The sequence below is a fragment of the Burkholderia sp. Bp8963 genome (genome assembly GCF_003854275.1).
Lineage (GTDB): Bacteria > Pseudomonadota > Gammaproteobacteria > Burkholderiales > Burkholderiaceae > Burkholderia.
This window is the reverse complement of sequence record NZ_QTQP01000001.1, coordinates 159,552-182,554: the sequence shown is the minus strand read 5'-3', so window position 1 is coordinate 182,554 and position 23,003 is coordinate 159,552. Positions and strand designations below refer to the sequence as shown.

Annotated in this window: 20 protein-coding genes and 1 pseudogene; 7 read left to right on the top strand and 14 right to left on the bottom strand. The window is 68.7% G+C overall.

Going from position 1 to position 23,003, the window contains the following annotated elements; genetic code table 11:
* Positions 1-34: 34 nt before the first annotated feature.
* The 3 genes from DID96_RS00820 to DID96_RS00810 form a co-directional block, all read right to left on the bottom strand.
* Entirely contained in the window at positions 35-1,834 is a 1,800-nt protein-coding gene (locus tag DID96_RS00820; protein WP_124597374.1) for a methyl-accepting chemotaxis protein, read from the bottom strand.
* A 191-nt stretch (positions 1,835-2,025) separates the two neighbouring features.
* Positions 2,026-3,012, bottom strand: a complete 987-nt coding sequence (locus DID96_RS00815; RefSeq protein ID WP_124597373.1) for a zinc-dependent alcohol dehydrogenase family protein — start codon at positions 3,010-3,012, stop codon at positions 2,026-2,028.
* On the bottom strand, positions 2,993-3,247 hold the full coding sequence (locus DID96_RS00810) for a DUF3562 domain-containing protein (protein ID WP_124597372.1): 255 nt from the start codon (positions 3,245-3,247) through the stop codon (positions 2,993-2,995). Before DID96_RS00810 ends, DID96_RS00815 begins: the two co-directional genes overlap by 20 nt.
* Positions 3,248-4,093: 846 nt before the next feature.
* Between DID96_RS00810 and DID96_RS00805 the strand changes: the two genes are divergently transcribed.
* The gene (locus DID96_RS00805; protein WP_124597371.1) at positions 4,094-4,531 is read left to right on the top strand and encodes a hypothetical protein; all 438 of its coding nucleotides are present in this window, start codon (positions 4,094-4,096) and stop codon (positions 4,529-4,531) included.
* Between the two features lie 259 nt (positions 4,532-4,790).
* Here DID96_RS00805 and DID96_RS00800 read toward each other — a convergent pair.
* The 3 genes and pseudogenes from DID96_RS00800 to DID96_RS00790 form a co-directional block, all read right to left on the bottom strand.
* Positions 4,791-4,988: pseudogene (locus tag DID96_RS00800) on the bottom strand (BON domain-containing protein); the annotation flags it as partial.
* A gap of 130 nt (positions 4,989-5,118) precedes the next feature.
* A complete protein-coding gene (locus DID96_RS00795) occupies positions 5,119-6,054 on the bottom strand; it encodes a universal stress protein (protein WP_124597370.1) in 936 nt (311 codons plus the stop codon).
* Positions 6,055-6,336: 282 nt separating this feature from the next.
* Complete coding sequence (locus tag DID96_RS00790; protein ID WP_124597369.1) at positions 6,337-7,719, bottom strand: amino acid permease; 1,383 nt, start codon at positions 7,717-7,719, stop codon at positions 6,337-6,339.
* Here DID96_RS00790 and DID96_RS00785 point away from each other — a divergent pair.
* Positions 7,693-8,076 (top strand): hypothetical protein, encoded by a 384-nt coding sequence (locus DID96_RS00785; protein WP_124597368.1) that lies wholly within the window; start codon positions 7,693-7,695, stop codon positions 8,074-8,076. The two genes, DID96_RS00790 and DID96_RS00785, sit on opposite strands and share 27 nt — an antisense overlap.
* A 95-nt stretch (positions 8,077-8,171) precedes the next feature.
* Here DID96_RS00785 and DID96_RS00780 read toward each other — a convergent pair whose 3' ends face one another.
* The 3 genes from DID96_RS00780 to DID96_RS00770 all read right to left on the bottom strand — a co-directional run bounded on the left by DID96_RS00780 (position 8,172) and on the right by DID96_RS00770 (position 11,219).
* On the bottom strand, positions 8,172-9,197 hold the full coding sequence (locus DID96_RS00780) for a DedA family protein/thiosulfate sulfurtransferase GlpE (protein WP_124597367.1): 1,026 nt from the start codon (positions 9,195-9,197) through the stop codon (positions 8,172-8,174).
* A 240-nt stretch (positions 9,198-9,437) separates the two neighbouring features.
* On the bottom strand, positions 9,438-10,508 hold the full coding sequence (locus DID96_RS00775) for a zinc ribbon domain-containing protein (RefSeq protein WP_124597366.1): 1,071 nt from the start codon (positions 10,506-10,508) through the stop codon (positions 9,438-9,440).
* Between the two features lie 225 nt (positions 10,509-10,733).
* Positions 10,734-11,219: a universal stress protein gene (locus tag DID96_RS00770; protein ID WP_124597365.1), complete on the bottom strand. Its 486-nt coding sequence runs from the start codon at positions 11,217-11,219 to the stop codon at positions 10,734-10,736.
* A gap of 337 nt (positions 11,220-11,556) precedes the next feature.
* Between DID96_RS00770 and DID96_RS00765 the strand changes: the two genes are divergently transcribed.
* Both DID96_RS00765 and DID96_RS00760 read left to right on the top strand, forming a co-directional pair.
* Positions 11,557-13,659 carry a PAS domain-containing sensor histidine kinase gene (locus DID96_RS00765; RefSeq protein ID WP_124597364.1) on the top strand — a complete coding sequence of 701 codons (2,103 nt, stop codon included), beginning with the start codon at positions 11,557-11,559 and terminating at the stop codon, positions 13,657-13,659.
* A complete protein-coding gene (locus DID96_RS00760; protein WP_124597363.1) occupies positions 13,656-14,303 on the top strand; it encodes a response regulator transcription factor in 648 nt (215 codons plus the stop codon). The genes DID96_RS00765 and DID96_RS00760 overlap by 4 nt, the downstream gene beginning before the upstream one ends.
* Positions 14,304-14,375: 72 nt before the next feature.
* Here DID96_RS00760 and DID96_RS00755 read toward each other — a convergent pair whose 3' ends face one another.
* Positions 14,376-14,777: a lysozyme inhibitor LprI family protein gene (locus tag DID96_RS00755; protein ID WP_124597362.1), complete on the bottom strand. Its 402-nt coding sequence runs from the start codon at positions 14,775-14,777 to the stop codon at positions 14,376-14,378.
* Between the two features lie 403 nt (positions 14,778-15,180).
* On the opposite strand from DID96_RS00755, the gene DID96_RS00750 reads away from it, so the two are divergent.
* From DID96_RS00750 to DID96_RS00740, 3 genes are read left to right on the top strand one after another with little or no spacing between them, the layout of a single operon-like run.
* Positions 15,181-15,783 (top strand): DUF1326 domain-containing protein, encoded by a 603-nt coding sequence (locus DID96_RS00750; protein ID WP_124597361.1) that lies wholly within the window; start codon positions 15,181-15,183, stop codon positions 15,781-15,783.
* Between the two features lie 54 nt (positions 15,784-15,837).
* Complete coding sequence (locus DID96_RS00745; RefSeq protein WP_124597360.1) at positions 15,838-16,638, top strand: DUF2182 domain-containing protein; 801 nt, start codon at positions 15,838-15,840, stop codon at positions 16,636-16,638.
* Between the two features lie 7 nt (positions 16,639-16,645).
* A complete protein-coding gene (locus DID96_RS00740) occupies positions 16,646-17,575 on the top strand; it encodes a DMT family transporter (RefSeq protein ID WP_124597568.1) in 930 nt (309 codons plus the stop codon).
* Positions 17,576-17,654: 79 nt separating this feature from the next.
* On the opposite strand, the gene DID96_RS00735 is transcribed toward DID96_RS00740, so the two are convergent.
* The 4 genes from DID96_RS00735 to lhpH all read right to left on the bottom strand — a co-directional run bounded on the left by DID96_RS00735 (position 17,655) and on the right by lhpH (position 22,965).
* Positions 17,655-17,984: a DUF4148 domain-containing protein gene (locus DID96_RS00735; protein ID WP_124597359.1), complete on the bottom strand. Its 330-nt coding sequence runs from the start codon at positions 17,982-17,984 to the stop codon at positions 17,655-17,657.
* Between the two features lie 221 nt (positions 17,985-18,205).
* Positions 18,206-19,063, bottom strand: a complete 858-nt coding sequence (locus tag DID96_RS00730; RefSeq protein WP_124597358.1) for a PilZ domain-containing protein — start codon at positions 19,061-19,063, stop codon at positions 18,206-18,208.
* Positions 19,064-19,144: 81 nt separating this feature from the next.
* Positions 19,145-21,721 carry a penicillin-binding protein 1A gene (locus DID96_RS00725; protein ID WP_409333744.1) on the bottom strand — a complete coding sequence of 859 codons (2,577 nt, stop codon included), beginning with the start codon at positions 21,719-21,721 and terminating at the stop codon, positions 19,145-19,147.
* A gap of 236 nt (positions 21,722-21,957) precedes the next feature.
* Complete coding sequence (gene lhpH / locus DID96_RS00720) at positions 21,958-22,965, bottom strand: trans-3-hydroxy-L-proline dehydratase (protein WP_124597357.1); 1,008 nt, start codon at positions 22,963-22,965, stop codon at positions 21,958-21,960.
* Between the last annotated feature and the right edge of the window lie 38 nt (positions 22,966-23,003).

Genomic DNA, 23,003 nt, shown 5'->3' with positions numbered 1-23,003 from the left:
GCAGCGCTTCAGGCGACCCTGTTTTGCGACTTCGTTATGCGACCGTGAACTGACCGACCGTCGACGCGAGCGCATGCGCCTGCGTCTGCAGCGCAGTCGCGGCAGCAGCCGACTGTTCGACGAGTGCCGCGTTCTGCTGCACCATTTCGTCGAGCTGCGTGACCGCGCGGTTGACTTCCTGGATGCCGCGGGTCTGCTCGTTCGCCGCGTGTGTGATCTCGGAGATGATCGTCGTCACGTTCGCGACGTTCGTGACGATCTCGCTCATCGTCTCACCCGCCTGACGTACCTGCCCGGATCCGGCCTCGACGCTCGCGACCGTCGATTCGACGAGCACCTTCACTTCGCGCGCGGCCTGTGCGCTGCGTTGCGCGAGGCTGCGCACTTCCTGCGCGACGACCGCGAAGCCGCGGCCCTGCTCGCCCGCACGTGCCGCTTCAACGGCCGCGTTCAGCGCGAGGATGTTGGTCTGGAACGCGATGCCGTCGATCACACCGATGATGTCGCCGATCCGGCCCGACGCCTCCTCGATGCGCGCCATCGTCGCGACCACGTCCGACACGACCGCACCACCGTGCGACGCGATCTTCGACGCGGCCGCCGCGCGCTCGTCGGCCTGGCCGGCCGCTGCAGCCGACTGGCCGACCGTCGCGGTAATCTCTTCCATCGATGCGGCGGTTTCCTCGAGGCTCGCCGCCGCCGATTCGGTGCGCGACGACAGGTCCTGGTTGCCGGCCGCGATCTCGTTGGCGGCCGTGCGCACCGATTCGCTCGCGTCGCGGATCTGGCGCATCACGTCGTGCAGCTTGTCGACGAAGCTGTTGAACGAACGTGCGATGTCCGCCACTTCGTCGCTGCCGTCGGCGGGCAGCCGCTGCGTCAGGTCGCCCGAGCCCGAACCGATCGCCGCCATCGCCTGGCGGACCAGCGACAGGCGGCGGAACGCCGTTGCGGTGATGGCGCCGATGATCAGCGACGCGATGCCGACGATCACGACGAGCGTCACGAGCGACGCGGTCAGCAGCGAGCGCATCCCCGCGGTCGCCTCAGCCTTGTCGAGCGCGACGAGCGCATACCAGTCAGTGCCCGGCACCGGCTGCGCACGGACCAGCTTCGCGTCGCCGCCGACGCGCACCTCGACCGGCACGCTCGCGCTCGCGATCGACGCGGGCGCGATGCCGGCGAGATCCGGCGATACGTCGGCGACCGGCTTCAGCGTCAGCTTGGGATCCGGATGCGCGACGACATGGCCGTTGCTGTCGATCAACATCCCGAAGCTGGCCGGCGTCGGGTGGATCGATTTCACGTTCGCGATCACGCTGTCCATCGCGACGTCCGCGGCGACGACGGCCTTGACCGCCCCGTCGCGCACGATCGGCACCGCGAACGTGACGACCAGGTTGCCGGTGCCCGCGTCCACGTACGGCGGCGTGACGACGGGCTTGCCGGCCTGCGCGGCCTGCCTGTACCACGGGCGGCCGGTCGGATCGTAGTCGGGCGGGATGCCGGTCGGATCGGAGAAGTGGAACACCTTGTCCGCGTAACCCGCGTATACATTCGTGAAGCCGCCGGCCGCGGCCATCTGCTTGAACACCGGAACCGGATCGGGCGACAGCGCCGCGTCCTGCAGCGACGCGATCATCCGGCTCTTCGTCGCGACCCAGTCGCCGATGCCGACCACGTGGCCGCTCGCGACGGACGTGAGGTTCCGGTCGATCGCGTCGTTGTTGTACGACCGGGCGATGAAATAGTTGATCAGCGTCGTGGCGACCAGCGCGAAGACGACGATGGCGATACACGCTGCGAGGATGCGGGCGCGAATGGACGAAAGCATGGCAACGACTCTGTAAGGGAGCGCGAACGCCCGGTGGACGGATTCACCGGGTAAACGGCAAGTCCGGCGCTTACTTGAGGGTCATTGCACTAAAACGGTGAAATTTGGCCGGTCATCCGGCACATGCGTGGCCGCGATCGCGGCGCGAGGGCCGCACGGCGGGAGATTGGAGACCGGTGCAACCGCGCCCGTCAATGCATCGTCAGCACCGCTGCGCCCGACAGGCGCCCTGCCCGCAGGTCGTCGAGCGCCCGGTTCGCGTCGGCGAGCGGATAACAGGTCGCTTCGATGTCGATCGGCACCTGCGCGGCCAGCGCCATGAACGCTTCGCCGTCGGCGCGCGTCAGGTTCGCGACCGACAGCAGCCGGCGCTCCTCCCACAGCAACGCATACGGGAACGACGGGATATCCGACATGTGGATGCCGCCGCAGACGACGCAGCCGCCCTTCGCGACCGCGGCGAGCGCGGCGGGCACGAGCGCGCCGACCGGCGCGAAGATCAGTGCCGCGTCGAGCGGCTCGGGCGCGCGGGTGTCGCTGCCGCCCGCCCAGCATGCGCCGAGCCGCAGCGCGAGCTTCTGTGCGACGGTATCGCCCGGCCGGGTGAACGCGTATACGCTGCGCCCCTGATGCCGCGCGACCTGCGCGACGATGTGCGCGGCCGCGCCGAAACCGTACAGGCCGATGCGCTGCGCGTCGCCCGCGAGCACGAGCGTGCGATGCCCGATCAGCCCCGCGCACAGCAGCGGGGCCGCATGCACGTCGTCATAGCCGGCCGGCAGCCGCAGGCAATAGCGTGCGTCGGCGACGGTTCGTTCCGCATAGCCGCCGTCGATCGTATAGCCGGTGAAGCCGGGCGTATCGCACAGGTTCTCGCGGCCGGCCATGCAGTATGCGCAATAGCCGCACGTATGGCCGAGCCACGGCACACCGACGCGCTCGCCGACCGTGAAGCCGGTCACGCCCCGCCCGAGCGCCGCGACCGTGCCGACGATCTCGTGCCCGGGAATCACCGGGCGCTTCGGCGCCTTCAGGTCGCCGTCGACGACGTGCAGATCCGTGCGGCAGACGCCGCACGCATGGACATCGATCAGGATCTGCCCCGCGCCAGGCGACGGGTCGGGCAGCTCGCGCAGCGTCAGATGCGGCGAACGGCCGTCATAAACGATGGCGCGCATGGACGACGGGCGTGTCGTCCGGGTGACCAGGCGTTTCGCTGGCCGCCTCGTCGTCGAGATGGCGCATCCGTTCGCGAAGATGCCGGATCGCGAACACGTGAATGTAGTCGTGCACGCGCGCCTCCGACGACAGTGCGCGCACCTCGTCATCAATCATCTGGCGCAGCTGGTCTGCGCCGATCGAGCGCTGCGTGGCGATTTCCTTGAGCGACTCGAACAAATTGTCCTTTGACATCGACGGACTCCTTACTGTCGAAGCAAACTAAGGTGGGTGTGTTCGTAGCGTAACGACTCGTGGACGAAGCGGCGTGCAATGCGCCGTTGCGCCCTTGCGCTGCATCAACAACCGCCCGCGGTGCAGGCGGCGCCCGACGAAAACCGGGCGTCGTGATCCGAACGCGGATCGACAGCAATCTGAAACATGCGGCCTCGTGCCGCACGGATTATTCGATGAAGGACACGCTTCCCCTAAAGCGCGGCGCCGACGCGCATGCACGTCATGGACATGCGACTGCGGTCGGCGTAGAGGACACGTTAGACTGGACGAAACGCTCCGTCAAGGGGCTTGCACTGTGCATCCTTCGCTGAAAAACGTCTGATGGTGATCGCCTGCTTTCGACAGCGGAAAGCACGGAACGGAACATTGCGGCGCATGCATCCGACGCGCGCAAACGACGCATGTGCTGCGACTTGCGATGCCTGCGAATTGCAACGCATTTCGTACGCTCGCGTATGCATGACGAACAAGCGGCGTCGCGGCTCGCATTAACGAACCCCGCATCGCGCAATCGACACGCAACGCGGCTTCGCGCATCGACTCGGAAACCCGGATCGGGTAAACATCGATCGCGGCGACAAGACGCTGCGAACCCCCGCTGCGCGGCGCTGCGGCGGCATTGCGGCCGCGCGCGTGTCAGGAAATTCCTATGGGACGTCGGATTTCCTGACGCCGACTTCAGTGTGCGCTGATTGGAAGCGCGCATTCCCCACACGATACTGATGCCATGGACACACCGTTCATGCCGGGCATCGCCCAGCCGGCCACCGAGCCGGCACGCGGGTCGGGCGCAGGAGACCACTCATGTCATATGGCACCTTTCCGAACGACGACGGCAAACGCCGCGCGTCCCGCCAGCAGCACACCGCGGCCGAAGCGGCGCATGCGGCCGACGCGGCAGCCCGCGACGATCTCGACGCGCTGCTTGCACTCGCGCGCCAGGCCGGGCTGCTCGTCACGCTCGACGGGCAGATCGGCCGCGAAAAATATCAGAGCATTGCCGGATCCGTCGCCGCGCTGCAGCGCTTCGCGGCGGCGCTGCGCCAGCAGATGCTGACCGCCGCGCCCGCTCCCGCTCCCGCGGTGCCCCGCCGTGCGGCACGCGGCGGGCGCCCCCGCGTGAATCGCGGACGGCGCTTTTCGCCGTGCCGGAACTGTCCGCTCGAAAACGTTCGCCATCACATCCGTTCGCGCCACGGCGTGCGCCAGCGCCGCCTTGCCCGCCCTGCCTGCGCGACCTGAACGCCAGCAACCGGCGTATGGGGCACGCACGGCCGTCGCGATAGGGAGCACGCGCGGCCGGCGCCAGCGTGTGCGGCCGCCATCGCACGAATCAACGCAGAATCAGAGCCGACAGATACGAGGAAAAGCAACAACGCTGACGAGGACAAGCAACGACACGGGGCCAGGAAAGCGGGCGGGGTGCAACCACCCCGCCCGTCCTCCAAGGCAGCCGGACGACTGCCTACCCTCGTGCCAGAGAGTTCATGATGGTGGCCGGCTATTCGACCACCAGGTTGTCGACGACCATCCGCACGCCGGGCGCCGACCACGCTGCGCCGCGCGCGACCTCGCGCTCCGCGTACGAGTCGACCTTGCCGTTCAGCGTCACCGTGCCGTCGCGCACGACGACTTCGATATGGCTCGCTTCGCGCTCAGCATGGCGCTGCATCGCCTGGCGAATCTTCGCGCCGATGTCGATCGACCTCGACGCCGATCCGCGTCGCGTCGATCGCGGGATCCCATGCGAGTTCGTCTTCGACGTCCAGCTTACCTGCCTGTCGGTTTTCATGGCCCGTGGGTGGCCGCCCATTCGCCGGTCGCGGCAGTCATTCCTCGCTGCGCACGAGCAGCACCGGCACCTCCGCGAGATGCGCGACCCGCCGCGCGACGCTGCCGATCAGCAGCGCCGCCAGACCGCGCCGGCCGTGCGTGCCGACGACCAGCATCTCCGCGCGCCAATGCACGGCCTCGCGCATCAGCGCATGCGCGACGTCGTCGCTCGTCGGATGGGTTTCGACGATGCCGCGCTTGGTCGGATTCGCACACCGGTGGAACAGTGTCGCGACCTTGGCGAGCGCTTCCTCGCCCTCCGCGCGGTATGCATCCTCGAGCGCGCGCACCGGGACGATGTCCGTCAGCCGGATCGCGCGGTCGACGACGTACGCGGCGTACAGCAGCGTCGTCGGCGATGCGAATTCCATGCCGACCTGCACCGCACGCAGCGACGGCTCGCTGCCGTCGACCGCGAACATCATCCGCTGCGGCGGCGCATGGCTGTCGCGCTGATAGCTCGCCGGCACGATCAGCAGCGCGCAGCGCGCGCGCCGCATCAACTGGTCCGATACCGCGCCCTCGACGAGCCGCAGCAGCCCGTGATGCCGGTTCGCACCGACCACGAGCACGTCGGCCTGCCAGGCGGCCGTATCCCACGCCAGCGTATCGGCGACCGTGCCGCCCGCCACCGACGCATCGAGGATGCCCGCTTCGACCTGGGCGCCGGTGTCCGCGAACGACGGCACGATGCGGTCCAGCACGGCCTGGGCATCGCCCATCAGCTCGTCGCGCGCGGACGTGAGCAGCGCATCGATTCTCGGGATATCGGGCAGCATCAGGCGCGGATTATCGATCACGCTGACGATCCGAAGCTGCATGCCGGGCCGCAGCAGCGTGTGCACGTACTGTGCGGCGAGCAGCGATTCGGGTGTCGGATCGACGGCAAGCGCGATCCTGGAGATCGGCTGACTGGATTGTGCGGGCTGCATGGCGACGGCCTCCGTTCTGGCGCGTCGTCCCACCGGGACGACGCCGGGGCTTCGCACGGCAGCGGCGCGGCGGGTCATGCCGCCGCGCGCGGTCGCGGTCGCGGGCATCGGCAGCGGCCGCGCGAAGCGCGGACAAGCGTTGCCGTCAGCATAGATCGTCCGGCCCGGACGCGCATGATCGAGATCAAGCGGCACGACCGCCTGACGTGGGCCGAGCCGTGCGTCGAGGCGCGTGCCGGCCGTGCGCGGCCGCGAACGACGGCCGCGCACGGCAACGGATGCTCAGGACTTCGTCGAAACCGACGCCACCGGACGGTTCGCGTAGAACAGCAGGTACGCGAAGCCGAGCAGCACGACCCACACCGGCCCGATCACGAGCGCGACGCGCGTATCGGGCGTGAACGCCATCAGCACGACGACGAACGCGAGAAACGCGAGCGCGAAGTACGAGCCGAACGGATAGAACGGCACGCGGATCGGCAGGCGTGCGACCTGGTCGGCCGACACCGTGCGGCGGAAGCGCTGCTGTGCGATCAGGATCACGCACCACGTCCAGATCGCGCCGAACGTCGACACCGACGTGAGCCACGTGAACACGTGCTGCGGCGCGAGATAGTTGAGCAGCACGCCGATCAGCAGCAGCGCGACCGACACGAGCACGCCATACACGGGCACGCCGCTGCGATTCACGCGGCCGAGCGTGCGCGGCGCCTGGCCCTGCTGCGCGAGGTTGTAGAGCATCCGCGCGGTGCTGAACAGGCCGCTGTTGCACGACGACAGCGCGGCCGTCAGCACGACGAAGTTGATGATGCCGGCGGCGGCCGGGATGCCGAGCCGCGAGAACGTCATCACGAACGGACTGCCCTGGGTGCCGATCTGGTCCCACGGGTACAGCGACATCACGACGAACAGCGCGCCAATATAGAAGATCAGCACACGCCAGAACACCGAGTTCACGGCCTTCGTCAGCGACTTCTCGGGATTGCGTGCCTCGCCCGCCGTCAGGCCGAGCATCTCGACGCCGAGGTACGCGAACATCACGATCGGCAGCGCACCGATCACGCCGGCGAAGCCGTTCGGCATGAAGCCGCCGTGCGACCACAGGTTCGAGATGCCCGTCGCGACGCCGCCGTTGCCGAGGCCGAACGCGATCATCAGGCCGCCGCCGACGATCATCAGCACGATCGTGACGATCTTGATCAGCGCGAACCAGAACTCGAACTCGCCGTACAGCTTGACCGCGATGAAGTTCACGGCCCCCATCGCGGTGAGTGCGGCCAGCGCCCAGACCCAGTTCGGCACGCCCGGGAACCACATGTGCATGTAGACGCCGACCGCGGTGATCTCCGCCATGCAGGTGACGATCCACACGAACCAGTAGGTCCAGCCGGTGAGGTAACCCGCGAGCGGGCCGAGGTAGTCGCGCGCATAGCGGCTGAACGCGCCCGCGACCGGGTTGGCGATCGCCATCTCGCCGAGCGCGCGCATGATCAGGAAAATCACGATGCCGCCCAGCAGATAGGTCAGCAGGATCGCGGGGCCGGCCGTGCGGATCGCGCTCGCCGAGCCGAGGAACAGGCCCACGCCGATCGTCGCGCCGAGCGCCATCAGGTTGATGTGCCGCTCTTCCAGCCCGCGGTGCAGCTGGTCTTCTTCTTTTTTCACATGCGTCTCCTGGCGACCGAGAAGGCCGCCGTCATTGTGTCGATGTCAGCGCGCGGCTCGCCTGTGCCGATTCCGTCCGCCGAATCCGAAATAATCCCCGCCGCTCATTTCCGGATTGGAAATGAAACGGATTTTGTGTCAGTCCGATGGGAATCGCTGCGAATTATCCGGATTTTCCGGAACAATCCGGAAAACGGATCGGGCCTGCATGAAATATCCCCGTGCGGCAGGCGCGGCGCGGCTGTGCGCCCCGCTGCGTTCGACGGGAATTCAATCGAATTCGGCACGGCTTGCCGCGCCACATATGTGCGCGAACAAGCGCATGCAATTTGCAGGCGCGATTATAAGAACGATTAGATGATTCGCGCCAGTCCGCTGTGGCAAAAAAAGTAAATCCGGAATATCCGGCTGGCGATTCAAATAAGGAAATGGTGCAGCGGCCGCGCGGCCATTTACTTCGACAGCGTCGCGCGCACCGTATATTCGCCTTCTGCAGCGGCGTGCTCGGGCCGCACGAAATAGCGCGACGTGTCCAGGTCGGCCGGAATCGGCTCGACGGGATAGCCGTGCTTCTCCCATGCGTCGAGGCCGCCCTTGAGCGCCTTGATGTTGTGGATCATCTTCTTGCGCTGCAGCTTCGCGACGATGCGCTTCGCGGTTGCCTCGTTCGGGCATACGCAGTAGACGACGATCGGCCGCTTCATCACTTCCGGATCGAGCAGGTCCGGCGAATCGAGATCGACCGGCACCGCGCCGGCGATCCGGTACGGCTCGCGCTCGCGTATCGCGCGCGGCCGTGCGTCGAAGATCAGCGGCGGCTCGTCGGACGTCATCATCTCGACGAGCTGCGGCGGCGAGATGCGCACCTGCGCGAGCCAGCGGCGGAACTGGATGCGGCGCACCCAGCGATACAGCAGGAACGTGATGAAGATCGCGAGGAACGCGTCGAGAATCGTGCCGCCGCTCGCGCGCACCCACAGCACGAGCTGGACGATCTGGTCGTGAATCGCCGCGCCGCCGACGAGCCAGAACGCGGCCCACAGCGACGCGCCGGCCAGGTCCCACAGCAGGAACACGCCGACGCCGATCGCGGTCGTGCCGAGCAGCGGCGCCGACACGAGGCCGAGCCCGGGCAGGAATTTCGCGAGCACGAGGAGCGGTGCGCCATGTCTTTCGAACACATTACGCGCGAAGCGCAGCGTCGTATCGAGCGACAGCGAGAAGCGCACGAGCGCATTGATCAGCCGGCGGCCGCGCGTGCGGCCCATGAAGAACCACAGCGAATCGGCGATCATCGTCGCGCCGACGGCCGCCGCGAACATGCTCGCATAGGATGCCTGCCCCATCGCCGCCATCGTGCCGCCGAGAATCAGCATCGGCACAGCCGGCACGGGCACGCCGAGCTGCGTGATCAGCACGCTCGCGAACACGGCCCACGGGCCGAGCGACGAGGGTATCGCGACGGGAAAATGCCACACGGCGGCGCTCCTGGAGGACAGGCAGACCATGCCGGCGGGGCCACCGTCGACCGGCGCTGCAACGTTTGCCGCGACAGTTGCGCAGCGGGACAGCATGACCGGCATTCTAAACGGGTTTGATAAATGCCGCGCGGCACGGCATGTGCTCTGCGCGCCGCGCGGCGACACGCAAAGGCGTTTTCCCGCAGGCTCGCGGGCTGCGCGAGTGGCGCCGCTCCCGTTCGCCTCGGTTCCCCCCCGTCAAGCGGCCGGCGCCGGCGGCACCGCTGTGTCGGCAGACGTGCCGCACGCCGGGCAGAAGCGGCTGAACGCATTCTTGCGCGTATCGCACCGTGTGCATGCGTTGAACACGCAGATCCCGCAGTGTGGGCAGAAATTCGCGTTCGGGTCGGCGGTATCGAGCGGCCGTTCGCAGCCGGGACACACCTTCTTCGCGATCCGCGCATACGCGGTCACGAAGTCGAGCGCCTCGCGCCGCGACAGGTCCGGCTGCTGTTCCTCGCGGCGCTTCTGCTCGAGATAGCGCGACAGCGCACGGATCGCGTATTGCCCGACCGCGACCGTCAGCACGATGCCGACGATGTAGCGCACGTAGCCGCCGTAGCTCGGCAGATACGGCACGAGCTCGACGAAGAACGCGAACAGCGCGAAGAAGATGAAACCCCACACGAACGGCCAGTAGCGGCCGCCGCGCTTTTTCGCGAACAACCAGCCGGCGATCAGCAGCAGCGGCACCGTGAACAGCAGCCGGATGCCGAACACGCGCAGTTCCTGCTCGCGCTGCGCCGCTTCGAGCCGGCTGTCCGCCTGCGCTTCGAGTTCGCCAAGCGCCTGCCGCATCGCACCCTGCTGACGGTCGAGCGCCTGCGCGGCCTGCTTCAACGTGCCGATGCGCGCCTGTGCGTCGCGCTCGCGCTGCGTCGCCGCCTCGAGTGCATGCGCGTGCGCGATCACGGCCGGATCCTGTTCGGCGCGCTCGGTCGCGTGGCGGCTCGCGATCACCGCGCGGAACGCTTCGCGCGCCTGCTGCGTGTCCTGCTCGGCGGCCGTCAGCAACAGCGTTGCCTGCTCGGTTGCATCGCGGTTCGCGGTCTGCTCGACCGCCAGCTTCGCGAGGGTCGCGCGCAACGGCGCGGCCGCCTGCTGGTCGATGAACGTGTCGCGGTCCGGCGTCTGTTCGACGCGCGGCAGATCGCCGACGATCAGCCCGCCGAGCCCGATCAGGAAACCGGCAAACACCACCGCGATGATCCACAGCGCGCGCTGAAACCAGACCTCGGCCAGTCGCAGTCCCTTTGTCGATATTGTCATCTGCTGCGCTCCATGCACGCCGGCCCCGACGCGCGTCGACCCGTTGCGCGCCCGGCGATGAGGAAAACGGGGCTATCCGGCGGATGCTGCCAGAAGTGCGCGGCGCAGTGCAACCGGATGCGACGAGCGCAACCCGCACCGGCCCGCCGGCGGAGAACCGGCGAACCCGGTGCAGCGATCCCGGCGCCGCGAACCTCGTGCGCGGCGCGTGTACTGCTGCCGGCGCTACGCGCCCGGCGCCGCAGCGGCCGGCGCCACGGCTTTTTCGCTGTGCCGCACCATCAGCACCGGCCGGTCGGCCGCGCGCAGCAGCGATTCCGCGACGCTGCCGACCAGCAGCCGCCGCAAGCCGTGCCGCCCGCTCGTCCCCATCACGATCAGGTCCGCGCCGGCCTCGGCCGCGGTGCGCATCAGCACCGCCGCGATGTCCTCGCCATACGCGTCGAGCGCACGCACCGTCCCTTCGATGCGATGCGCGGCGAGCGCCGCCTTCGCATCGTCGAGCGCGTGCGTCACCGCATCCGCGGACGACGGTTCGATATCCCGCGTATCCGCGAAGCCTGCATCGACATCGACGAGCTGCTGCTTGTGCTCGACGACATGCGCACACGTGATCGTGCCGCCTGACGCCGCCGCGATCCGGATCGCCTCATCTAGCGCCAGACGCGCACTGGAGCTGTCGTCGAGCGCAACGAAAATCCGCTTGTACATGGTCCGCACCTCCCACTGGACATCCGGTCCTTATCCGCCAGCCGGCCCTTCGGCCCATGCGTACCCGTCGCTGGCTCACGCACGTACCCGGCCGGTCTCCCGATCAGTCTGGCCCCACACGCCCGCGCAGCGGTTGACGCGCATCAAGCACGGTCGACGCCGCGGCTCCCCGCCTCCCTTCGCTGCATTTTTAGCCGACCCCATTTACATGAAAGGTGCAACACGCGCACAATTTCGACTTGTAAACAGACACCACCACGCGTCGGGCGCAAGTCGCGCCCGATTTTCCTGAGCCGCCCGCGTGCCAACGGCGGCCTCGAGACAGAGTGGCCTGCAGATGACCGCCAGCGGAACCCCAACGCGCGACGCCTTCGTGCCGTCGCGCTTTCAGACCATGTTACGCCAGCCGCTCGCGGCCGGCGTCGTTGCGCTTGCTGCCGGCGCCGCGCTGTCGCTCGGCGTCGCGCTGCTCGTGCGCGAGCAATGGCAGAACGCCGTCCAGACACGCTTCGAACGTCGCACCGCGCACGTGACGGCGATGCTGCGCCACGAGCTGCAGGCCGGCGTCGTCGTGCTCGAAGGCGCGCGCGGCGCGCTCGGCCTCGCCCCGCAGATGACGTCCGGGCAATGGCGGCAGTACGTCGACACGCTCGACCTCGACAACGGCCATTCGCCCGTCCGCCAGATCGGTTATGCGTCGCTGTCGCCCGCCGTGCGCGCGGCGCTCGCGGGCGCGGCCGCGACGCCGGACGGGCCGCTCGCCGTCGCCGCGCTCAGCGCGCCCGCGTCGTCCTCGCCCGTCGCCCGTTTCGGCGCGCCCGACGCCGCATCGCTGCGGCGCGCGGTGCGCACCGGCGAAGCCGCGCTCGGCGTGCATCCGGCTGACGACGATGCCGTGCGCGCGGTGACGCTGTTTCTGCCGGTCAGCGACGCGCTGCACGCGACGGCGCCGGCCGCCGCGCACGATAGCGGCATCGACGGCGTCGTGTTCGCCGCGCTGGATTCCCGGCGTCTGATCGAACGCGCGCTCGACGCCGAGCGCGGGATCGACCTGCGGGTGAGCGCCAACGACGACGCACGGCCGATCTTCAGCGCGGAGTCGACCAGCGACGAAGCGTCCGTGTCGCCCGACCTGATGCGCCGGACCGACCTGCTGAACTTTGGCGGCAGCACGCTGACGCTCGCGTATTCGGCCGATGGCCGGCCGAGCACGACGGGCGCGCAGCGCGCGGCCGGCACGGTGCTCGCGGCCGGACTTGTCGCGTCGTTCGTGTTCGCGGTGCTTCTTCACGCGCTGCTGCGCGGCCGGCTCGCGGCGATGCCGGACCTCGGCGCGCGCAGCCGCGGCATCCTCAATGAAGCACGGATGATGGGCATCATCCGCTCGTCGATGGAGGCCATCATCACGATCGACGAACAGCAGACGGTCGTGATCTTCAATCCGATGGCCGAGCAGGTATTCGGCGTATCCGCGATGGAAGCGATCGGCGCGCCGCTGTCGCGCTTCATCCCCGAGCGGTTCCGTGCCGCGCATGCGAAGCACGTCGACCAGTTCGGCGTGACCGGCGTGTCGGAGCGGCAGATGGGCCGGCAGCGCGTGCTGTTCGGGCTGCGCGGCAACGGCGAGGAGTTCCCGATCGAGGCGTCGATCTCGCAGATCCGCGATGCATCCGGCAAGCTCTACACGGTGATGCTGCGTGACATCACCGAACGCCTGCGCGCGGAAAACGCGCTCAAGCAGTCGCGCGAGGAACTGCGCGAGCTGTCGGCGAACCTGCAGAACGTGCGCGAGGAGGAAAAGAGCCGCATCGCGCGCGAACTGCACGATGATCTCGGCCAGCAGCTCACCGCGCTGAAGATGGACCTGTCGGTCGTCGAAAACCGCCTGCGCGCGGCCGACGGCACGGCGCCCGACAGCGACATGCTCACGCAACTGCAGGGCATGCGGCGGCTGATCGACGCGACGGTCGCGTCGGTGCGGCGCATCGCGGCCGACCTGCGGCCCGTGATGCTCGACGATCTCGGCCTCGTGCCGGCGATCGAATGGCTCGCGAACGATTTCACGAACCGCTACGGCATCGACGTCGAGCGGCACATCGAAACGGGCGGCCTCACGTTCACGAGCGCCGGCGCGACGACGCTGTTCCGCATCGTCCAGGAAGCGCTGACCAACGTCGCGCGCCATGCGGACGCGACGCGGGTCGCGCTGACGCTCGACGTCGAGAGCGGCTTCTGCGTGCTGCGCCTCGCGGACAACGGCCGCGGCTCGGCGCCCGGCGGCCCGTCGCACGAGGACAAGTCGTTCGGGCTGATCGGCATCCGCGAACGCGCGCACATGCTGGGCGGCACCGTGACGATCGACACCGCGCTCGCGCGCGGCTTCTCGCTCACCGTCGCCCTCCCGCTGAACACGATCCAACAGGAAAACACATACACATGATCAAGGTGCTCATCGCCGACGACCATACGCTCGTGCGCGACGGGTTGCGGCACATTCTGCAGAACGCCAGCGGCTTCGAGGTCGCGGGCGAGGCCTGGGACGGCCCGACGACGATCGCGCTCGTGCGCTCGACCCCCGCGCAGGTGCTGGTGCTCGACCTGTCGATGCCGGGCCGCAACGGCGTCGAGCTGATCAAGCAGATCAAGGACGAGAAGCCCGCGCTGCGCGTGCTGGTGCTGACGATGCATGCGGAACAGCAGTACGCGGTGCGCGCGTTCCGCGCGGGCGCGTCCGGCTACCTGACGAAGGAAAGCGCGAGCGCCGAGCTGGTCGGCGCGGTGACGAAGGTCGCGTCGGGCGGCGTCTACGTGAGCCTCGCGATGGCCGAACAGTTCGCGCAGAGCCTGAACGAACCGGCGGAAACGCTGCCGCACCAGCGGCTGTCGGACCGCGAATTCGACGTGTTCCGGCGCATCGCCGCGGGGCAGACGCTGACGGAGATCGCGCAGGCGCTGTGCGTGAGCGCGAAGACGGTCAGCACGTACAAGACGCGGATCCTCGAGAAGATGCAGATGCCGCACGAGGCCGCGCTCGTGCGCTACGCGATGCGCCACAAGCTGCTCGACGAAACGGACGATGTGTAACGGCGACGTACGACAGGCCGCGCATCGCAGCCGGCGTGACGCTGGCAACCGCTGCCGCGTCACGCAACCCACTCATTTCGCCGGCACCGGACAGGCAAGATCGCCGTCGTCGCACGACAGATAGCCCTGCAGCGTTTCGGTGCGCACTTTCGTCAGATCGTCGAGGCACGTCGAGACCACCATCGGATAGACGCTGCCGCCCGCCGCGCCCGCGCTCGAGAAACCACACTCGGCATCGCGGTACGCGATCCACGCACGCTGCGCGGCGACGAGTTTCTCCGCCAGCGGACCGTTGTCGTGCAGACGCGCGGTCACGGCCTGGTAAGCGCGGTTCAGCTCCGCATCGGACTTCCGGTACGCGCGATCGGCGCACGCCGTCATCGCCGCCTGGTCGGATGCATTCACGCAGTTCACCTGCGCATGGGCGTTCGCCGCCAGTGCCAACGCGCACAGCAGACCGGTCAAGACACGCATGGACGCTCCTTTTTATTCGTTGATGTCGTGGAACACGATGCCGGGCCAACCGCCCTGCCGCGCCTCGGCGCACGGCGCCGCGTCACGGGCCGGCGCGTTTGCACGCGCATCGGCCGCGTCCGCGCGGCAACATCGACCGCGATCCTAGCGCACGCGCGCACGCTTGTCAGCCCGGCATGCGCGCACCCACCCCGCATCGCCTTGCATATCGCCCGCCCGCGCCTACACTGCAAAAATTAATACGCTGATCCGGCTTCACGCTAGCGCATCCACCTCGCTCCCGCACTCGTCGCATTCCTCTGCGCACTCCGCGTTCACACCGTCGATCAGGCCTGACCGAGCGTCGGCCGGTTTCCGATGCGTCGCGCACCGCGCGGTCGCTCTCGCAAGAATGGAGGAAACCATGAGCTATCACCTGGAAGGCCGTCTGCTCGAGGTCTGCAACTGCCGCGTGCTGTGCCCGTGCTGGATCGGCGAAGATCCGGACTTCGGCAGCTGCGACACGATCGTCGCGTGGCACATGGACAAAGGCACCATCGACGGCATCGACGTCGGCGGCTGCACGATCGCCGCCGTCTGCCGCGTACCCGGCAACATCCTGCAGGGCAACTGGACCGCCGCGATCTTCATCAACGACAGCGCGTCCGACGAACAGGAAAAAGCGCTGCTCAAGGTCTATACCGGCGAGGCCGGCGGACCGATCGCCGAGCTCGCGAAGCTGATCGGCACCGTCGTGTCGGTCGAGCGCGCGCCGATCAGGTTCGATGTCGTTGGCGCGAAGGGCACGCTGACGATCGGCACCGACTACCACGCGGAGCTCGAGCCGTACCTCGGCCCGAGCGGCGCGCAGACGACACTGACCGATACCGTGTTCTCGACCGTGCCCGGCGCGCCGGTGTTCGTCGGCAAGGCGCCCGTCTATCGATCGAAGAACGCGGCGATCGGCATCGACGTCAACCTGACGAATCACAACGCGCTGCAGAGCACGTTCCTGTTCGACGCCTGAACGGCATCGCTCGCCGCGCGGCGCACGCGTGTTCGCGCGGCGGCGGGAACGGCCATGGCCGCGCTGCAACATCGCCGCGTGTTTCCGCTCGTGTTCGCGAGCCTCGTCGCGCTCGCGTGGGTCGCGTTGTGGGCATGGGCACGCAGCCCGTACGGACGCTACCTCGAACACGACGGCTGGACGCTGTCCGGGCCGATCGCGACCCTGTGCCATGCGCTGCCCGGCGCGACGCTGTGGCTGCCGGCCGTGCTCTATGCGGCATCGTGGACGCTGATGATCCTCGCGATGATGCTGCCGACCACGCTGTCGCTGTTCAATGCGTTCGCGCGGGTCGTCGCAGACCGGCCCGATCGTGCGCGCCTGCTCGCGCTCGTCGGCCTCGGCTATGTCGCGGTCTGGAGCGCGTTCGGCCTGCTCGCGCACGGCCTGCACGCACTGCTGCTGACCGGCGTCGCCCATGTGCCGGCGCTCGCGTGGCGCGGCTGGCTGATTGGCGCGGCGGGGTTCGCGCTGGCCGGCGCGTTCCAGTTCAGCGCGCTGAAGACGCGCTGCCTCGATCGCTGCCGGACCCCGCTCAGCTTCGTGATCAGCCATTGGCGCGGCAGCGCGCCGCACCGGCACGCGTTCGCGCTCGGCGGACGGCATGGGCTGTTCTGCGTCGGCTGCTGCTGGGCGCTGATGCTGCTGATGTTCGTCGTCGGCGCCGGCAGCCTCGGCTGGATGCTCGCGCTCGCGGCGGCGATGGCCGTCGAGAAGAATGCGGCGTGGGGGCGAAGGCTCACCGCGCCGCTTGGCTTCGCGCTGCTCGGCGGCGCGGCGCTGATCGCCGCCGGACATCTTGCCGGACACCTGTGAGGCGGCCGTGCGCCCGCTCGCGACCTCGTCCGATCCCGCGCCGACAGGCACGCAGCCGACCGCGCGCACCGTGTTGCTGACCTGCGTCGCGATGCTCGCGTTCGCGTCGAACTCGCTGCTGTGCCGCCTCGCGCTGCATGACGCACGGATCGATGCGGCGAGCTTCGGCAGCCTGCGCCTCGTGGCCGGCGCGCTGATGCTCGCGATCGTCGCGCGCGCAGGCGCGCACCGGCCGCCGCCGCGCGCGGACTGGCTCGCCGCGACGATGCTGTTCGCGTACGTCGCGTGCTTCTCGTTCGCCTACCTGACGGTCAGCGCCGCGACCGGCGCATTGATCCTGTTCGGCGCGGTCCAGCTGACGATGTTCGCGGCCGGCCTGCGTGCGGGCGAACGATTCGCGGCCGCCGGCTGGCTCGGCATGGGCGCCGCAGTCGCCGGGCTGCTGTACCTCGTGTCGCCTGGCGTGTCCGCGCCGACGGCGGGCGGCGTCGTGCTGATGTCGGCTGCCGGCATCGCGTGGGGTGTCTATTCGCTGCGCGGGCGCGGCCTCGCCGATCCGCTCGCGTCGACCGCCGCCAATTTCCTGCGCGCCGCGCCGATGGCGCTGATCCTGAGCGTCGTGCTTGCCGGGCGGTTTCATCTGACGACACGCGGCGCGCTGCTCGCGGTCGCGTCCGGCGCGCTGACTTCGGGAATCGGCTATGTGATCTGGTATGCGGCGCTGAAGCACCTCACCGCGATGCGCGCGGCCGCCGTGCAACTGTCGGTGCCGCCGATCGCCGCGTGCGGCGCCGTGCTGTTCCTCGCGGAGCAGCCGACCTGGCGGCTCGCGATCGCGTCGGTCGCGATCCTCGGCGGAATCGCGCTCGTGCTCGCCGGGCGCGCGCGGGGCGGTGGGACGAAAGCGTCGAAGCAGGTGCCGGACGTGCGGAGATGAGAATGCAAAAGGCCCGCACTCGTCGCGAGTGCGGGCCTTGCGTTCCGGGCGAGACGCGTGCCCTACCGGGCGCCGGCGCTCACTGGCCGAAATAGACCGACGAGCGGTCGCGGCCTGCCGGCACGACGACGCGGTCGCCGGCCTGCGATTTTGCCGCCGGGTTCGCGCCATAGCCGGTCGTGTCGGCGGCTGCGCCGGTGTTCTGCGCGGCGGCGATCTTCGCCTGCGCGGCCTGGATGTTTTCCGGATAGTTGATCCAGTCGTTCGGGTTGTAGCCGGCCTTTTCGAGCTGGACCAGTTCGGCGCGCACTTGCGCGCGGGTCAGCGGCTGCTGGTTCGACTGCGCAAACGACACGACCGGGGCTGCCACCAGGGCGGCCAGTGCAACGGCTTTGATCAGCGACTTCATGATGTAGTACCTCCGAGATGTTTTTTTCAGGCGCTGCGGACTGTGTGTCTTTGCGCATGACCTGAAGTCTAGGAGGCCCGGCAATCAGGGTAAATACTTAAATCACGAATTCACTGTTGACGGAATTTATACAATACGTCGCGATCCCGCCGATTTGTCTGATTATTGACAGTGCCAGCATTGCGAATGGCGCGCGGAACACATCGCGCAGGCCATGTGGCTCAGCGCACGCCGCCGACGTCCGCCCACGCCATCAGCCGGTCGAACAGCAGCGCCTTCAGGCGCACCGCATCGGCCGGCTCCATCTCGTCGTATGCGACGTGATGCAGCACGAATCCCGGCGCCGCCGGATCCACGTGCACGTGGCGCACCGTGCCGCCGAGTGGCAGCAGCGCGACATTGCCACCGACTTCATACGGCAGCCGGATCCGCAGCGGCTCTCCGGCCGCCGCGACCGGGTCGCACGTGGCGATCGACAGGCCGTGCAGGCTGATGTCACGCACGATCCCGAAGCTGCCTACGCCGTCCTGCCCGCCACAGCAGCGGGCGGCGATCCGCACGGGCACGCGCGGCTCGGCGCGCGTACGCAGCCGTTCGACGAAGCCGGGCGGCGACAGCACCATGAACGGCGCCGGCTCGCCGTGCACCGCTTCGACGGTCGCCGCGAACCGGACCACGGCCGCGCGGCCGATCGCGATCGCCTCGACGTCGTCGCCGCGCACGAACTCGAGCGCCGCCGCATGCTTCGGCTCGACGAACAGCGACTGTGCGGCGCCTCGGCCGATCAGCCGGCAACGCAGCATCCCGCGCGTCTCGCCCACCCGCCGCCGGATGCCGATCGATGCGCCGGTCGTCAGGCCAATGCTGTTGCCTGACGGCGGCCGCACCGGCGACGCGTGCGCGCCCTTCTTCGCGGGCCGGAAATGATCGAACAGGAAGGCATGCTGCGCCGGGTCGTGCAGCGTTGTGCCGGCCGGCAGCAGCGCGGCGCCGCCGATGTCGTAGAGATCGAATCCCAGCGGCGCGCCGGCCGCGAAATCGTCGCGCTCGAGCGTGACGTAATCGTGTGAACTGCGCATCGGAAAGACGCGGTGCGGCCCGCGCGAGGCTGTCGTGATGACGCTATTACGGCAGCCTCGCGCAAAACCTGAACAGGCGGATCAGTAGACGCTGCTCGCGCCGGCGGGCGTCTGCACGTCGGGGGTGGCGGGAGCCGGAGCCGGCGGAGCGGCCGGCGACGCGGGACCGGCCGGCGGTACGGCGGCAGGCGCTGCGCCGTTGCCCGCATTTCCGCCGTTGCCGCCGTTGCCATTCATCGCGCCGCTTGCCGCACCGTTCGCGGCCGGCTGCGACGCACCGGCCGCGCTGCCGGCCGACAGCGCGGCGGCCGACGCGGCCACCTCTGACGCCGGCACCCATTCCTCGACGATGCCGCCCGAAGCGGCTTCCGGCGCCGACGCCGCGGATGCCTCGCCGGCTTCCGGCGCAACCGGCTGCGGCGCGCGCTGCACCTTCGCCGGTGCGGTTGGTTCCTTCGGCTCGTGCCTGAACCACGTGCCGAACCAGCCCGACAGCCGGTCCTGCATCGAACCGAACCAGCCCGGCGACGGCTCGGTGTCGAACTTCGCCTTCGCGTCGACGAGCCGCGCACGCAGCGCCCGCTGGAAAAAGTCGCCGACGAGCGGCAGCGCACTGTGCGCGCCCTGCCCCCAGTAATCGCTGCGCAGCGTCACGCGGCCGTCGTCGAAGCCGACCCACGCGCCCGCGACGAGGTCCGGCTGCATCAGGATGAACCAGCCGTCCGCGTTGTCCTGCGTGGTACCGGTCTTGCCCGCGACGTCGCTGCGAATGCCGAAGCGCGTGCGGATGCTCGTGCCGGTCCCGCGATTGACGACGTCGCGCATCACGTCGATCAGCGTCTTGTCGGTTTCCGCGTCGAGCGCGCGCTCGGGCGGCGCCGGCGCGAACTCGGCGAGCACGTCGCCATTGCGGTTCTCGATGCGTGTCACCATCTGCGGTTCGAGATACAGCCCGCCGTTCGCGATCGTCGCGTACGACGTCACCATCTCCTTCAGCGTGACGGGGCTCGTGCCGAGCGCGAGCGACGGCACGCGTTCGAGCGTGCTGTCGCGCACGCCCATCGCGTAGGCGAGACGCGCGGGCTTCGCGGGTCCGATCTTCTCCATCACCTGCGCGGTGATCCGGTTGCGCGACAGCGCGATCGCGTCGCGCAGCGTCATCGGCTTGCCCGTCGGCGGCGCGTCGTCGTTCGGCCGCCAGATCTCGCCGCCCTTCAGCGGAATCTCGACCGGCTGGTCGACGAACGTGTCGTCCGGCGTCATCCCGCTCGCGAACGCGGCGCCGTAGACGAACGGCTTGAACGTCGAGCCTGGCTGGCGGCGCGCCTGCGCAACATGGTCGAATGGCTCGTTCGTGAAGTCGCGGCTGCCGACCCACGCGCGGATCTGCCCCGTGCGCGGATCGATCGCGAGGAAGCCGGCCTGCACGTCGGTCTTCGCTTTGCACAGCGCGCGCATGAAGCCGCGGTCGGCCGCAAGCGCCTTCATCGCGGCCGCGTCGTTCTTGCCGGCATCCTGCATCGCCTTGTATTCGGGCGCTTCGCGCATGAACGTGCGGAACACCTCGTTGTCGGTTCCGCAGCCGTCGCGCCCGCTCCACGCGCCGTTCGCGATGCCCTGCAGCTGGTTCGCCTGCTGCTTCAGCGCCTGCGTCGCCATCGCCTGCAGGCGCGAATCGATCGTCGTGCGGACGATCAGCCCATCCGAATAGATGTTGTAGTCGTTACGGTCGGCCCACGCGATCAGCCACTTGCGCAGTTGCTGCGCGAAATGCGGCGCCGGCCCCGGCGGCTCCTTCTGGCGCTCGAAGTCGACGCGCAGCGGGCGGCGCTTCAGTTGCTCGAACGCGGCCGGCGACAGCTTGCCGTACTTCACCATCTGGCCGAGCACCGTATTGCGCCGCGCCAGCGCGCGTTCGGGGTTCAGCACCGGGTTGTAGTAGCTGTTGCCCTTCAGCATCCCGACGAGCGTCGCGCTGTCGAGCACGTCGAGCTCGTCCGCCGACTTGTCGAAATAGGTGCGCGCAGCCATCTCGACGCCGTACGCGTTGTACAGGAACGGCACCGTGTTCAGGTAGGTCTCGAGGATCTGGTCCTTGCTGTAGACCGCTTCGATCTTCAGCGCGGTGATCGCTTCCTTCACCTTGCGCGTGAGCGTCGGCGCGCGGCCGATCTCATCCGGATACAGGTTGCGCGCGAGCTGCTGCGTGATCGTCGAGCCGCCCTGGCGGCTGCCCGAGAACGTGTGCAGCGCGGCCCCCGCGGTGCGCCGCCAGTCGAGCCCGTGGTGTTCGTAGAAGCGGTGATCCTCGGTCGCGATCAGCGCGTCGATCATGTGCGGCGAGATCTGCTTGAGCGCGACCCATTCGCGGTTCGACGGCTTGAATTCGGCGAGCAGCTTGCCGTCGGACGACAGCACCTGTGCGGGCTGGTCGACGCGCGCCTTGCGGATATCGCCGATGCTCGGTGTAAACGGGATCAGCGCAAGCGCGTACAGCACGAACAGCGCCGGTACGGCAGCGGCGGCAAGCAGCACGCCACGGCGCGTCGGATGGCGCAGGTGGAACCAGACGACGGCGAGGAGGCGCTTGACTGGCGCGGCGGCGGCGGCCGCGACGGGTTGGGCGCGCGCGACCCATTTGGCACAGAGGGCACGCACTGACGACACGTTTCGGCGATTCACGCGGGTGTGGGATCTGCTGAAAAGCGTGCATCGTACCAAATGTTGCGCGTCGCACCGGCACGCGGGGGGGGCGACACCCGATCGGCGCCGGTTCGCGCGCCCGAAGCCGGATGGTGCCGCGTGAAGCGATCGACGCAAAAAAGGCGCGCGCCCGGCAACCGGAAACGCGCGCCAACCTGGTACAACAACCGGATGACGGCGAACGCGCGCGTTCAGCGCACGAGAAAGCCGTAGGCCTGCGGATCGCGCTCGTCGATGATCCAGTTCGCGAAACCGCAGATGTATGCGCTGCCCTCCACTTCCGGCACCACGGCCGGGATCTCGCCGACGGTCGTCAAGCGCAGCACGCGCCCCTTGAAGATCGTGCCGACGATCGACTCGTTGACGAGCGTGTCGCCGATCGCGAGCCGGCCGCGCTGGTAGAGCTGTGCAACGCGGCCGCCCGTGCCCGAGCCGGTCGGCGAACGATCGACCTCGCGGTCCGCGAACACGCAGCAGTTGGCCTGCGTCGAGCCCGGATGACGGGGCGCGTTCGCGATGATCGTGCCGTAGATGTGGTTGATCTCGGGGATCTCGGGATGCACGACCGGATACTTCGCGTTCGCGGCGGCCTTCACCTCCGCGCCGAAGCGGATCAGCTGCTCGACCGCCGCTTCGCGAACGGGCAGGCCGAACGGCGCACCGTCGACGTAGAAATAGAACGCGCCGCCATACGCGATGTCGCCCGTCACGGTGCCGAACGACGGCGTGTCGACCGACACGTCGCGCTGCCAGATAAACGACGGCACGTTGACGAAGCGCACGGGCCCCGCGTGCTCGCCGTCCCACTTGACGAACGCCTCGATAAAGCCGCACGGCGCGTCGATGCCGACCCGCGTTTCCGGCACCGTGCGCTGCACCCAGCCGAGCTCGACCGCCGCGGTCGCGAGCGCGATCACGCCATGCCCGCAATGGTCGCTGTAGCCCTCGTTGTGCAGGAAGATCACGCCGAAGTCGGCAGTCGGCGACACGGGTTCGGTCAGGTAGCCGCCGTACATGTCCGCGTGGCCGCGCGGCTCGAACATCAGTGCGCGGCGGATGTCGTCGGCGTGCTCCTTCAGCCATGCGCGGCGCTGGACGATCGTGTCGCCGGGCAAGCGCGGCAGGCCGCTCGTGACGATGCGGAATGCCTCGCCGCCGGTGTGGACTTCGACGGTGGACAGGGATCGGGTCAGTTTCATTGGTGGTTCGGAGGGGGTGAATCGGTTGGTGCGACCGG

Bases quoted from the DNA above. Each gene is read 5' to 3' on its own strand.
- DID96_RS00795 (WP_124597370.1), bottom strand. From the start codon at position 6,054: ATGCAGCCCGCACAATCCAGTCAGCCGATCTCCAGGATCGCGCTTGCC.
- DID96_RS00760 (WP_124597363.1), top strand. From the start codon at position 13,656: ATGATCAAGGTGCTCATCGCCGACGACCATACGCTCGTGCGCGACGGG.
- DID96_RS00765 (WP_124597364.1), top strand. From the start codon at position 11,557: ATGACCGCCAGCGGAACCCCAACGCGCGACGCCTTCGTGCCGTCGCGC.
- DID96_RS00775 (WP_124597366.1), bottom strand. From the start codon at position 10,508: ATGACAATATCGACAAAGGGACTGCGACTGGCCGAGGTCTGGTTTCAG.
- DID96_RS00805 (WP_124597371.1), top strand. From the start codon at position 4,094: ATGTCATATGGCACCTTTCCGAACGACGACGGCAAACGCCGCGCGTCC.
- DID96_RS00745 (WP_124597360.1), top strand. From the start codon at position 15,838: ATGGCCGCGCTGCAACATCGCCGCGTGTTTCCGCTCGTGTTCGCGAGC.
- lhpH (WP_124597357.1), bottom strand. From the start codon at position 22,965: ATGAAACTGACCCGATCCCTGTCCACCGTCGAAGTCCACACCGGCGGC.
- DID96_RS00770 (WP_124597365.1), bottom strand. From the start codon at position 11,219: ATGTACAAGCGGATTTTCGTTGCGCTCGACGACAGCTCCAGTGCGCGT.
- DID96_RS00815 (WP_124597373.1), bottom strand. From the start codon at position 3,012: ATGCGCGCCATCGTTTATGACGGCCGTTCGCCGCATCTGACGCTGCGC.
- DID96_RS00730 (WP_124597358.1), bottom strand. From the start codon at position 19,063: ATGCGCAGTTCACACGATTACGTCACGCTCGAGCGCGACGATTTCGCG.
- DID96_RS00755 (WP_124597362.1), bottom strand. From the start codon at position 14,777: ATGCGTGTCTTGACCGGTCTGCTGTGCGCGTTGGCACTGGCGGCGAAC.
- DID96_RS00735 (WP_124597359.1), bottom strand. From the start codon at position 17,984: ATGAAGTCGCTGATCAAAGCCGTTGCACTGGCCGCCCTGGTGGCAGCC.
- DID96_RS00750 (WP_124597361.1), top strand. From the start codon at position 15,181: ATGAGCTATCACCTGGAAGGCCGTCTGCTCGAGGTCTGCAACTGCCGC.
- DID96_RS00810 (WP_124597372.1), bottom strand. From the start codon at position 3,247: ATGTCAAAGGACAATTTGTTCGAGTCGCTCAAGGAAATCGCCACGCAG.
- DID96_RS00820 (WP_124597374.1), bottom strand. From the start codon at position 1,834: ATGCTTTCGTCCATTCGCGCCCGCATCCTCGCAGCGTGTATCGCCATC.